The organism is Tenacibaculum maritimum NCIMB 2154 (assembly GCF_900119795.1).
Lineage (GTDB): Bacteria > Bacteroidota > Bacteroidia > Flavobacteriales > Flavobacteriaceae > Polaribacter > Polaribacter maritimus.
This window is the reverse complement of the sequence record NZ_LT634361.1, coordinates 2021495-2034640: the sequence shown is the minus strand read 5'-3', so window position 1 is coordinate 2034640 and position 13146 is coordinate 2021495. Positions and strand designations below refer to the sequence as shown.

Sequence of the window (13146 nt, the reverse complement as noted above, 5' to 3'; positions counted from 1 at the left end):
GGATAGCAAAGCTATAAATTCTTTTTGTTTTTTTATGAATTACAGATATAAAAAACACCTCCCTTTTTATAAGAAGAGGTGCTTTTATAATAAGTGAGCTAATGCAAAGCTATAGTTATTTTGTTACTTTCTGATTAAGAAATTAGGTAAATCTTCTACTCTTTCGCAACAAATTTGTTCCATTACTTGTTGAAACTCTCTTTTAAGAATAGAAGCTACTTGATCACCACCTGCTTTTCCTAAAGCACCTGTACCATACATAAAAGGGCGCCCAAGAAAAGCAAAGTCAGCGCCAGAGGCAATAACTCTAGCAACGTCTGGACCAGTACGCATACCGCTATCCATCATTATTTGTATTTGTCCTTTAAATTTTTCAACGATAGGATGTAGTGTTTTTATAGTAGAAGGCCCAGCATCTAGTTGTCTTCCTCCATGATTAGATACTATGATACCATCAATACCCAAATCTACTGCCTTTTGAGTATCTTCACAGCTAGCAATTCCTTTGATAACTATTTTTCCATCCCATTTATCTTGAATTCTTTTGATTTTATCAACATTTAACCTTCCTGAGAAGGTTTTATCCATAAAGGCACCTAATTGTTGTAAATCCATGCCTTTAGGCATATACTTCTCCATAGTGTTAAAAGAAGGAACACCATTTCTTAATGTTTCCCAAGCCCATCTGGGCTTTCTGAGAACTTCAATAATGTTTCTTAGCATCATTTTAGGAGGCATTCCTAGACCATTATAAATATCTTTGGGACGGTATCCGAAGGTGGGTACGTCAGATAGAAGTACTAATACATCGCAACCATTATCTTTAGCTCTCTTTAATATATCATCTGTGATTTTATTATCAGCAGGATGGTATAATTGAAACCAAAATTTACCATTTGTTATTTTAGCGGCTTCTTCTATGCTTAAAGTCGTTACTGTACTTAATATAAAAGGAATATTATGTTTTACAGAAGTTTTAGCTAAAATTTCTGCAGTTTTTGGCCACATTAGTGATTGTAAACCTACAGGGCAAATACCTATAGGGGCGTCGTATTCGTGACCAAATAATACCTTTTTAGTATTGGAATGTGTATGCTTACTTAAATACTGAGGTAAAAGTTCTATATCTCTGATTTCTGCAGTATTCTTATATACATTTAAATCGTCATTACATCCTTCTGTTAAGTATTCATAAGAAAACTTAGGCATTCTTTTTCTAGCTTTAACACGAAGATGCTCTATTGATGGATAGTTAGTGTTTATATTAAAAGACATTTTTTACTTGATATTTTATATTTCTATTTTACAGGAGGAGTAAGTAAAGGATCTGTAATTCCTAAAACATATATCATGATTAAGCCTATAATTCCAGCAAAGATTACATAATAAATTGTAGGGATTATAGTTTTTCTTAAGATGCTACCTTCTTTACCTAAAAGGCCAACAGTTGCTGATGCTGCTACGATATTGTGTATAGCGATCATATTTCCTGCGGCAGCTCCTACAGCTTGTAATGCTACCAATACAGCTCCAGAAACACCTAAAGAAACAGCTGTTGAGAATTGAAATTGAGAAAGCATCATATTGCTTACTGTGTTACTTCCGGCAATAAAAGCTCCCATAGCACCAATAGTAGGGGCAAAGATAGGATATACTTTACCTACATTATTTGCAACAAATTCAGCCATAGCAACGGGCATACTTGCTATATTTAAGTCATTTACGCCAGAATTAATTAAGATTCTAACCATAGGAACTGTAAATACTAACACAAATCCTGCGCTAATTAGCGTTTTGGTAGATTCTACAACAGCACTAGACAACTCTTTAGGCTTCATTTTATGAATAAAATATGTTAAGAGAACGACCACAACCATAATTCCTCCTGGCAAATATAAAGGAGCGAAGCTACCTTTAATACCTTCTTGACTTAAAATATTATTAAAATTGATATTGATGTATTTTAAAGCGCTACCAATTCCTAATTCAGGAATTCTACTAAGCACTAGGAGTAAGGCAACTAATAAGTAAGGAATCCATGCTTTAGTTAAAGACATATTAGATTTCTTGACATCTTCAGTCAAATCATCCACTTTGTTTTGTAGGTTCCCTAGCCATTCTGTAGGCCATAAAGAACTCTCAGGGAAATCCCAAGATTTTTTTGGCGTTAAAAACTTATTTTTAGCTGCTAGAATGACTATAGGTAAGCCAACTAAAGCTCCTATAATAGAAGGGAATTCAGCACCTAAATAAACTCCTGTTAAAGCGTATGGAATTGTAAAAGCCAATCCAGATAGAATAGCAAAGGGTAAAATTTCTAGCCCTTCTTTCCATGATTTATTTTTTCCGAAGAAACGAGTCATCATGACACACATAAATAAAGGGATTAATGTTCCTACGATAGCATGTGTGATAGCTACTTCAGATGTGATAATTTGTAAAAAAGCATCCCAAGAGCTGCCCCCTTGAGTTAATTGCTTGCCAATATTTTCATAATCTAAGCCTCCCTTAACTCCAATGAGTACAGGAGTTCCTACAGCTCCAAAAGAAACAGGGGTACTTTGGATCATCATTCCTATGATAACAGCTGCCATTGCTGGAAAACCTAGCCCTACTAAAAGTGGTGCGCAGATTGCTGCTGGAGTTCCAAATCCAGAAGCTCCTTCAATGAAACATCCAAATAACCAAGCGATAATAATTACTTGAATACGTCTATCAGGACTGATATTAATAAAACCTTTTCGGATAGTTTTTATAGCTCCAGAGTTCTTTAATGTATTTAAAAGTAGGATTGCTCCAAAAACGATCCAAAGAATAGAAGCTGTGTAAATTAGTCCTTGTAAAGTTGATGCAAGAACTCTTTGTGTAGGCACCTGCCAAGCAAATATGGCAATGAATGCAACTAAAAAATAAATAATAGGCATTGTTCTTTTTGCAGACCAACGTAAGCCAACTAGTAAAATAGCGGAAGCTAAAATCGGTGAAAAAGCTAGTAAGGCCTGTATAAAAATACTTTCTTTAATGAAATCTCCCATAAATTAGTGTTATATTTAATTAAAATAAGATTTGTGCTTGAACCGTTACTAAATTCGTGTTCACGTCAGCAAATGTGTTGTCCCTTTGATATTCAATAGAGAATTTAGAATTATGACCGCTTAAGAAAAAATTAGCACCTAACTTTGTAGAATTGTATGTTGCGTTAGGTATGGCATCCGCTGTTCTATATGAATGTGCAACAAATGGTTGTACGCGGAATTTATTATTTTTTCCAGGAATTAAATAACCTACATGTCCGTATAACATATTTCCAGAAGCGTATGGACCAAAATTATAATTTGTACCATAATCACTATTTTGATATTGCGCATAGGCAGATATGGCACCATTTTTAAGAGGAGCATCGTAATAAGCATCTAGAGAAAAGATGTTAACATCATGACCAGTTGTATTACCAGAAGCATCTTGAGAAACTACTCCATTAGGGTGTGCAAAGAAACCTGCTCCTATGTTTAATATCTTTTTAGCTCCAAGGTAACTTCCTGCCATGTAAGGAAGAAGTGACTTTTCTTGCTGAAGGAAGTTGTAGTCAAAATATCCAGAAAAGGTTCTTCCAGCTTCTCTAGAACCTAGTATTTTATTACCTTGATATCGGATGGTATTAGCCGTTAATTGAGCTTTATCTAGGGTAGAAACGTTTGCTTCGTTAACACTGAATCTATAATTAACTCTATCTAATGAACCTTTGATAAAAACACCTAATTGTCTTGCAAATTGATCAGCCAATCCTACGGTAGCCCATGAAGAGCGGTTATTAGATAGTGTAACCATATTGGTAGAAGACTGGTTATTAAGCCTCGAAATACCATTGTAATAATGAAGTCCTGCACCTAAGTATAAATAATCGCCAAATAGCTTATATTGTAAATAAGCATCATGAAGAAAGAATTGAGAAGACTCTCCTTTGCCTAGAGGGCTTAAGCTTTCTCTATTAAAAGAGTTTAAGCCTAGGTGAAAAAAGACCAAGAAGTCTTTATTAATTTGCGAGAAAGCAAGTAACCTTGCTCTACGTAATTCAAAAGAAGTTTTTGATACATCGCTCTGTACGTCGTTATTGTATTTAGCTTGAACTTGTAAAAAGCTGATAATACGCAAGTATTTATCTCCTTTTTCATCAAATTTAACTTTAAACCCTCCTTTGTAGTCAGGAGACATTTGCCCAAAGGTAACTCCTATTGAAAATAATAGGAGTACGCATAATTTTTTTCTCATACTAGTTTTGTTTTTTTAACAGATTCGTAAAAATAACATTTTTTTTTGCAATATTTGGAGGATATTTTAATTTAGTTACGATGGAAGTAAGAATAGCACAAGATTGGAAGAAAATTTTGCAATCAGAATTTGATAAACCTTATTTTGAAAAACTAACAAACTTCGTTAAGAAAGAATATGCAGAAAATGTATGCTATCCTAAAGGAACAGCCATTTTTTCAGCGTTTGATTATTGTTCTTTTGAAGATTTGAAAGTGGTAATAATAGGGCAGGATCCTTACCATGGTGTAAATCAAGCAAATGGTTTGTGTTTTTCAGTACATGAAGGAGTAAGGCATCCTCCTTCTTTAGTAAATATATTTAAAGAACTAGAAACTGATGTAAAAAAAGCGTATCCTGATAGTGGTGATTTATCTCATTGGGCTAATCAAGGAGTTTTATTGCTTAATGCAACTTTAACAGTAAGAGCTCATGAAGCAGGGAGTCATCAAAATAAAGGATGGGAAGAGTTTACGGATGCTGTTATTCAAAAGATTTCAGAAGAAAAAGAAAATGTTATCTTTTTACTTTGGGGTGGATTTGCAAAGAAAAAAGGGAAAAAAATTGATGTAAAAAAACATCATGTACTAACCTCAGGCCATCCTTCTCCATTAAGTGCTAATAGAGGGTATTGGTTTGGAAACAGTCATTTTTCTAAAGCGAATGCTTTTTTAAAGAATAATAGAATGAAACAAATTGATTGGTAAATAATAAAAAAGCTCAGGAGTATGTGTTCCTGAGCTTTTTAGTAATTTTATTTATTATAGAGTACCCACGTACCTTGTTCTAGGAGTGGAATGGCTTGTTTGTATTTTACTTCTTTTTCTTCTCCTGTCATTACGTTTTTAATAGTAATACGTTCATTACGACCTATTTTAGGTTGCTCTCGAACGATTGTTTCTACAATTTCAGGTTCTTCTTGACGTGAATTCTGAATGGCTTGTTGTGTAGAGTTCTGCACATCATCCTTACGTAAGTTTAATTTCTCAGGTTTTTGCTCGTGTGCTTCTGAAACTTGTGAAGCGTCTTGAGAAGGCAATTTTCCTTTAAAAAGGAAAGATAGCACCTCTTTGTTGATCTTATCAATAGTATCTTGGAATAAGTTAAAGGCTTCAAATTTATAAACTAGCAAAGGATCCTTTTGTTCATAAGTAGCATTTTGAACGGTTTGTTTCAGTTCATCCATCTTGCGTAAATGATCCTTCCAATTTTCATCAATAATAGCTAGGGTGATATTTTTTTCGAAATCGGTAACAAGTGATTTACCTTCACTTTCATATGCCTCTTTTAAATTAGTGACAACTTGTAGTGTTTTTGCTCCATCTGTAAAAGGGACTACAATTCTTTCGTATCTATCTCCCTCGTTTTCATATACATCTTTAATTACAGGGAAAGCTTGTAAGGCATTTTTTTCTGCATCCTTTTTGTAATGATCGGTAATGATTTCATATAGTTTATCAGCGAGCTCTTTTTCTGTTGCTTGATTGAATTCTCCTTCGCTAAATGGAGATGTCATTGAAGAAAAGCGAATCAATTCAAACTCAAAGTTTTGGAAGTTTTTAGTAGGTTTATTTTCTTTTATAATGGACTCACAAGTATCGTAAATCATATTAGCGATATCAACTTCAAGTCGTTTTCCATCTAAAGCATGACGACGGCGTTTATAAACAAACTCCCGTTGTGCATTCATAATATCATCATATTCTAATAAACGTTTACGGATACCAAAGTTATTTTCTTCTACTTTTTTCTGAGCTCTTTCAATAGATTTTGTAATCATGGAGTGTTGAATGACCTCCCCTTCTTTTAATCCCATTCTGTCCATCATTTTAGCAATTCTATCAGAACCAAATAAACGCATTAGATTATCGTCTAAAGCAACATAGAATTGAGAAGACCCTACATCTCCTTGACGACCAGCACGACCACGTAGCTGACGATCTACACGGCGAGAATCATGACGCTCTGTACCAATGATGGCTAAACCACCAGCATCTTTTACTTCCTTGGAAAGTTTGATATCTGTACCACGACCAGCCATATTAGTAGCAATAGTTACTACTCCTGGTTTTCCAGCTTCGGCAACTACATCAGCTTCGCGCTTATGTAGTTTTGCATTTAATATATTATGAGGTATTTTACGCATTTGTAACATTCTACCTAATAATTCAGAAATTTCAACAGAGGTAGTACCTACTAACACAGGTCTTCCTAGATTAACTAGTTGTACAATATCTTCAATGACAGCATTATATTTTTCACGAGCTGTTTTGTAAACTAAATCTTCTTTATCATCTCGTTGTATAGGTTTGTTAGTAGGTATTTCAACAACATCTAGTTTGTAAATTTCTAATAACTCACCAGCTTCAGTAATAGCAGTACCTGTCATTCCTGATAACTTGCGATACATTCTGAAGTAATTTTGTAGGGTTACTGTAGCAAAAGTTTGTGTAGCATCTTCAATATTAACGTTTTCTTTTGCTTCAAGAGCTTGATGGAGCCCATCAGAATAACGACGACCATCCATAATACGACCTGTTTGTTCATCAACGATCATCACCTTATTATCTATGACTACATACTCAACATCTTTTTCAAATACTGTGTAAGCTTTTAGCAGTTGATTCATAGTGTGAATTCGCTCACTTTTAACACTAAAGTCTCTGTATAATTCTTCTTTTTGGTTTGCTTTTTCTTCTGGAGAAGCACTACTTTTATCGATCTCTCCAACTTTTACGCTAATATCAGGCAAAACAAAAAAAGTATCATTTTGAGTTTTATCAGACAAATGATTGATACCTTTATCAGTGAGGTCAATTTGGTTATTTTTTTCCTCAACGACAAAATATAATTCTGCATCAACTTCAGGCATTAATTTATTGTTGTCTTGCATGTAAAAATTCTCTGTTTTTTGCAAGATTTGTTTGACACCTTCTTGAGATAAGAATTTAATTAAAGCTTTATTTTTTGGCAATCCTCTATGAACTCTTAGTAGTTGAAACCCTCCTTCTTTGGTGTCTCCACTAGCGATTAATTTTTTAGCTTCGGCTAAAACCCCTACTAAATATTTGCTTTGAAGAGCAACTAAATCAGCAACTAAAGGTTTGAGTTCGTTAAACTCATGTCTATCTCCTTGTGGTACAGGTCCAGAGATGATTAAAGGAGTACGCGCATCATCAATTAAAACAGAGTCAACCTCATCGATAATAGCATAGTTAGGAGCGCGTTGCACCAAGTCTTCTTTAGAATTAGCCATATTATCACGTAAGTAATCAAACCCGAACTCGTTATTGGTACCGTAAGTGATATCAGCATTATAAGCTTTTCTACGAGCTTCAGAGTTTGGCTGGTGGTAGTCAATACAATCTGTAGTTAACCCGTGGAATTCAAAAATAGGAGCCATCCAAGCTTTATCACGTTTAGCCAAATAGTCGTTTACTGTAACGACATGAACTCCATTTCCTGTTAAAGCGTTTAGATATATAGGGAGGGTAGATACTAATGTTTTACCTTCTCCTGTCATCATTTCAGCAATTTTACCTTGGTGTAAAACAGCTCCTCCCATTAGTTGTACATCGTAATGTATCATATCCCAAGTAACGGGTTTTCCTGCAGCATCCCAAGAGTTCGCCCAATAGGCTTTTTGATCATCTAAAGTAATGTGAGGGTTGAAGGCAGATAATTCTCTGTCAAAAGGAGTTGCGGTTACTTCAAGTTGTTTGTTATTGGTAAATCGCTTAGCGGTTTCTTTAACTACGCAAAAAGCTTCAGGCATAATTTCTTGGAGAATAGCTTCTGAGGCTTTATAAGATTGATCTTTTAACTCATCTATTTCAGCATAAATATCTTCTTGACGATCAATATCAGCAGATTTTGCTTCCATTTCCAAGGTAGCAATTTGTTCGTTAAAAGATTTGGTAGCTTCTTTTATTTTAGTTTTAAAGTCATTTGATTTTTGACGCAATTCGTCATTTGAAAGTTGACTGATTTTCTTTTCAAATGATGTTACTTTGTCTACGATTGGCTGTAATGTTTTTAAATCTTTTTGCTGTTTGTCTCCAACAAATAATTTAATAACAGAGTTCAAGATATTCATTTGTATAATTTATTGTTAATTAATCTGTTATTTTTTTATTAAACAGACTGATATTATAGTTAATATGGATGTTTAAAAATAAACAAAAAAAAAGCCTCTAATTGAGACTTTTTATAATTTTTCTTACATTGTTAATATTCATCCTCGTTCCAAAGGTAGTCTTCTTCAGTAGGATAATCTGGCCATATTTCAATAATCGAGTCATACGCGTCTCCTTCATCTTCAATGTCCTGTAAGTTTTCAACAACTTCTAACGGAGCACCGGTTCTAATTGCGTAATCTATTAACTCGTCTTTAGTGGCTGGCCAAGGTGCATCTGCTAAATATGATGCTAATTCTAATGTCCAATACATTTTATTAGATTTTAATTTCCTTGCAAAAATAATTTTTTTACTTAAATAGTCAAGTTTTTTTTGATAAATCTATCAGTAATAAAAAAAGAACTTAATTTTTTTTCTCAGGAATCCATTTAACTTCCTCAGCTGATAAGTCTTGTGTCAATTTCCGTGCCAATATAAAAAGGTAGTCAGAAAGTCGGTTTAAGTACATCAAAATGTCGTTATTTATCGCTTCTTCTTCGTTTAAAGCGACAGCTAAACGTTCTGTTCTACGGCAAATACATCTCGAAATATGACAAAATGACACGGTTTGATGCCCTCCTGGTAATATAAAATGAGTCATTTGAGGCAAGGCTTTGTTTATATGATCTATTTGCTTCTCTAAGAAGTTAATAGAAGCATGATTTATTTTAGGAATATTTAATCGTTCTTTGCCATTTTTTAGTGTTTCTTTTTCAGGAGGAGTTGCTAGCATAGCGCCAAGAGTGAATAGGTCATTTTGAATCTTTAGGAGGTCATTTTGAATGTCTTTTGATATTTGTTGATCTCTTATTAGACCAATATACGAATTGAGTTCATCAACAGTTCCATAACATTCTATTCTTAAATGATTTTTAGGTACTCGTGTACCACCAAATAAAGCCGTGGTTCCTTTATCTCCTGTTTTAGTGTATATTTTCATTAGATGCTAAGTTTTTGTGCTTTAGTTATTAATGTTTGGGAAGCGATGATTTTAAAGATTTTGTTATCTTATTTAAGATACTTTGAGGACACCGAATAGGTCGTTTTTTGGATGCATCCATAAATGCAAGAACAGTGCTTCCTGTGGTTATGATTTCTTGATGCTGATTAGTAATTTCGTAGTCAAATTCTATTTTAACGCTAGGGAGTTTTTTTAATTTTGTTTTAATTGTTAGTAAATCGTCATAGTAAGCTGATTTCTTAAAATTGGAAGATAATGAGATTACAGGGAGCATAATTCCATTTTTTTCCATATCTTTATAAGTGACTCCCAGATAACGAAGCCACTCAGTGCGTCCTATATCAAAAAACTGGGCATAGTTACCATGGTAAACAACCCCCATTTGATCCGTTTCTGCATATCTTACTCTGAATGAAAATATGTGTGATAGCATTACTTTTTTAGTTTAAAAATTTATGAATTCTACGGAAAAAAAAATTAATAATCAATAGGGAAATGATTTTTTTATCCTGTTTTTTATTCACACTTTTGTATAACCTATGAAAAGGGTATGATGAGGGGGCTTAAATACCTATTTTTATTAACAATATTATTCGTAATTATATAATGACTAAAACTGCCGATTCAGTTTGGAATGAATGCCTATCTTTTATTAAAGATAACATTAAACCACAAGCATATAAAACGTGGTTTGAACCGATTAGGCCTGTCAAGTTGGCAGGAGAAGCTTTGACGATTCAAGTTCCAAGTAAATTTTTTTATGAATGGTTAGAAGAGCATTATATAAAACTATTAAGAGTTGCTTTAGTAAGAGAATTAGGTAAAGAAGCAAAATTAGTTTATGACGTGCGTATGGAAAATACGTATAGTAGTAATAACCCTCAAACAGTAAAGATTCCTAGTTCAAATCGTAACCCTCTGAAACCTCAGAAGGTAACGGCTCCTATAGAGTCAAAGAGAGAGCTAAAAAACCCTTTTGTAATTCCAGGTTTACAGAAGGTTAAAATAGAATCGCAACTGAACCCTAATTATAATTTTGTGAATTTTGTAGAAGGAGATTCCAATAGGTTAGCAAGGTCAGCAAGTATGGCGGTAGCGAATAAGCCAGGAGGTACTTCTTTCAATCCATTATTAATTTATGGAGGTGTAGGGCTAGGAAAAACGCATTTAGCACACGCTATAGGTGTTGAAATAAAGGACAAGTATCCGGATAAAACAGTTTTATATATTTCATCAGAGAAGTTTACTCAACAGTTTATAGATTCTGTAAAATCAAATACACGAAATGATTTTATCCATTTCTATCAGATGATTGACGTTTTAGTTATTGATGATGTTCAGTTCTTATCAGGAAAAGCAGGAACACAAGATGTCTTTTTCCATATTTTTAACCATTTACATCAAAATGGCAAACAGGTAATTTTAACCTCAGATAAGGCGCCTGTGGATATGCAGGATATTGAACAACGTTTATTGTCTCGATTTAAATGGGGGCTCTCAGCGGAGCTACAATCTCCCGATTATGAAACGCGTATTTCGATACTTCAAAACAAATTATATAGAGATGGTGTAGAAATGCCAGAAGATATTGTTGAATATGTAGCAAAGAATATTAAATCGAATGTACGTGAATTAGAGGGGGTGCTGATATCAATGATTGCGCAAGCTTCTTTCAATCGTAAAGAATTTACTTTGGAATTAGCTAAGCAGATAGTTGATAAATTTGTGAAGAATACTAAGAAAGAGGTTTCTATTGATTATATTCAAAAGGTAGTATCAAAATATTTTGATATGGATGTTGCTACTTTACAATCTAAAACTCGTAAGAGACATATAGTTCAAGCTCGTCAATTAGCAATGTATTTCGCTAAAAGAATGACTAAGTCTTCGTTAGCAAATATAGGCTCACAGATAGGTCAAAGAGATCATGCAACAGTCTTGCATGCGTGTAAAACTGTAGATAACCTGACGGAAACGGATAAGCAATTCCGAAAATACGTAGATGATTTAACGAAAAAGTTAACTTTTTAACAAGCATAAAAGATGAAAATACTGATGGTTTGCTTAGGGAATATTTGTCGTTCTCCTCTAGCAGAGGGTATTTTAAAGTCTAAAGTTGATTCAAAAAAAGTCTTTGTTGACTCAGCAGGTACAGCCGCATACCATGAAGGCGAACAGCCTGATAAAAGATCTATTTTGATAGCTAGAGAAAATGGAATTGATATTACAAATCAACGAGCAAGAAAATTTGAATATAGTGATTTTCTTGATTTTGATTTGATTTATGCAATGGATGAAAGTAATTATCAAAATATTTTATCCTTAGCTAAAAATAAGGAAGATCGGGAAAAAGTTAAGCTTATTTTAAAAGAAGTTGCCGTAAGTGAAAATAATAATGTTCCTGATCCATATTATGGAGGAGATAAAGGTTTTAAGATTGTATATCAAATGTTAAATGAAGCATGCGATAGCATTGTGTCGAAATTATAATACCCCTAATCATGATTGGAAAATTATACTTAATCCCTACAACTTTAGGAGATACAGAGCCTTTAGAGGTAATGCCTATATCTGTTAAAAAGGTAGTAGAGCAAATAGATTATTTTATTGTTGAAAATGAAAAATCAGCAAGGAAATTTATAAAGAAAATAACACCAACAAAGCCGCAGTCATCCTTGCAGTTACACTTATTGGATAAATATTCAAGTGAATTTGAAACAAGAAATTATCTGGATATTTGTAATGAAGGAGTTCATGTAGGGTTACTTTCTGAAGCAGGGGTTCCTGCTATTGCAGATCCTGGCGCCAGTATTGTAAAGTTAGCCCACGAGAAAGGGATACAGGTAGTGCCTTTAGTAGGACCTTCGTCTATTATTTTAGCAATGATGGCCTCAGGCATGAACGGGCAAAACTTTGCATTTAACGGATATTTACCGATAGATAAATCTGAAAGAAAAAAAGCTATTAAAAATTTAGAAAAAACTTCTAAAGAGAAAAATCAATCTCAAATTTTTATAGAAACTCCTTATAGAAATAAGAGTATGTTGGAAGATTTAAGAGCAATCCTTTCACCTACTACGCAAATTTGTATAGCTTGCGATATTACGCTTCCTTCTGAATATATAAGAACATTATCAGCAAAGGAGTGGAAATTTGAAAAGGCTGATTTACATAAAAGACCTGCTATATTTATTATTCATTATTAATTGCATAATAAATATAGCAAATTTTTTAGACCCTAGGTCTTTTATTCGCTATGATATTTGAAACATCATAATGACTAAACTTTTTCATATAGAACGCGATAGAAGTGCCAAATGCATCTTGGGCATTGCTATGACCTTTGGTTCTTAGAAATTTCTTAACATTACCAGCACCACTCAAGTGAGCGGCGGCTAAAATACCTGATTCGGTAATCTCAATGCCTTTAATTTTTTTGCCTAGGTTTCTTTTAATATCTCGTCTTAAAATCCATTTATTTAATTTGCAAAGAGCAACAAAGGTGCGTTCTTGCAGTTCAGGGTTTTTTAAAAAGAGATAGGTATTGTATATACCAAGACGATGTAAAGTATTTTTTCCAAACTGATATTTTCCTAGATATCCAAGCTTATTTACAATAGTATATTTTCCTTGTGATTCCTTAAAAGCTAAAGCTTCTTTAAAACCAATAAAGTCTTTTTGTAGAAAAGGAATTTTAAAAG

Annotated in this window: 11 protein-coding genes; 4 read left to right on the top strand and 7 right to left on the bottom strand. The window is 33.6% G+C overall.

Annotated features, from left to right (window positions below):
• Positions 1-123 precede the first annotated feature (123 nt).
• The 3 genes from MARIT_RS09085 to MARIT_RS09075 are packed head-to-tail and all read right to left on the bottom strand — an operon-like array spanning position 124 to position 4269.
• The gene (locus MARIT_RS09085; RefSeq protein ID WP_024739962.1) at positions 124-1275 is read right to left on the bottom strand and encodes an alpha-hydroxy acid oxidase; all 1152 of its coding nucleotides are present in this window, start codon (positions 1273-1275) and stop codon (positions 124-126) included.
• 23 nt (positions 1276-1298) lie between these two features.
• On the bottom strand, positions 1299-3035 hold the full coding sequence (locus MARIT_RS09080) for an L-lactate permease (protein WP_100211334.1): 1737 nt from the start codon (positions 3033-3035) through the stop codon (positions 1299-1301).
• A gap of 19 nt (positions 3036-3054) precedes the next feature.
• Positions 3055-4269, bottom strand: a complete 1215-nt coding sequence (locus MARIT_RS09075; RefSeq protein ID WP_100211333.1) for a porin family protein — start codon at positions 4267-4269, stop codon at positions 3055-3057.
• Between the two features lie 80 nt (positions 4270-4349).
• Here MARIT_RS09075 and MARIT_RS09070 point away from each other — a divergent pair, with 80 nt between their 5' ends.
• The gene (locus MARIT_RS09070) at positions 4350-5015 is read left to right on the top strand and encodes a uracil-DNA glycosylase (protein WP_024739959.1); all 666 of its coding nucleotides are present in this window, start codon (positions 4350-4352) and stop codon (positions 5013-5015) included.
• Between the two features lie 47 nt (positions 5016-5062).
• Here the strand turns inward: MARIT_RS09070 and secA are convergent, their stop codons facing one another.
• The 4 genes from secA to MARIT_RS09050 all read right to left on the bottom strand — a co-directional run bounded on the left by secA (position 5063) and on the right by MARIT_RS09050 (position 9878).
• Positions 5063-8404, bottom strand: coding sequence for a preprotein translocase subunit SecA (gene secA, locus MARIT_RS09065; RefSeq protein ID WP_100211332.1), 3342 nt, complete (start codon positions 8402-8404; stop codon positions 5063-5065).
• Between the two features lie 131 nt (positions 8405-8535).
• Complete coding sequence (locus tag MARIT_RS09060; RefSeq protein ID WP_024739957.1) at positions 8536-8757, bottom strand: DUF2795 domain-containing protein; 222 nt, start codon at positions 8755-8757, stop codon at positions 8536-8538.
• Positions 8758-8848: 91 nt separating this feature from the next.
• Positions 8849-9424, bottom strand: coding sequence for a cob(I)yrinic acid a,c-diamide adenosyltransferase (locus MARIT_RS09055; protein WP_024739956.1), 576 nt, complete (start codon positions 9422-9424; stop codon positions 8849-8851).
• Between the two features lie 28 nt (positions 9425-9452).
• A complete protein-coding gene (locus MARIT_RS09050) occupies positions 9453-9878 on the bottom strand; it encodes an acyl-CoA thioesterase (RefSeq protein WP_100211331.1) in 426 nt (141 codons plus the stop codon).
• A 173-nt stretch (positions 9879-10051) separates the two neighbouring features.
• Here MARIT_RS09050 and dnaA point away from each other — a divergent pair, with 173 nt between their 5' ends.
• From dnaA to MARIT_RS09035, 3 genes are read left to right on the top strand one after another with little or no spacing between them, the layout of a single operon-like run.
• Positions 10052-11476, top strand: a complete 1425-nt coding sequence (gene dnaA, locus MARIT_RS09045) for a chromosomal replication initiator protein DnaA (RefSeq protein WP_024739954.1) — start codon at positions 10052-10054, stop codon at positions 11474-11476.
• 12 nt (positions 11477-11488) lie between these two features.
• A complete protein-coding gene (locus MARIT_RS09040) occupies positions 11489-11935 on the top strand; it encodes a low molecular weight protein-tyrosine-phosphatase (RefSeq protein ID WP_231975133.1) in 447 nt (148 codons plus the stop codon).
• Between the two features lie 11 nt (positions 11936-11946).
• Entirely contained in the window at positions 11947-12651 is a 705-nt protein-coding gene (locus MARIT_RS09035) for an SAM-dependent methyltransferase (RefSeq protein ID WP_024739952.1), read from the top strand.
• The last annotated feature ends 495 nt before the right edge of the window (positions 12652-13146 follow it).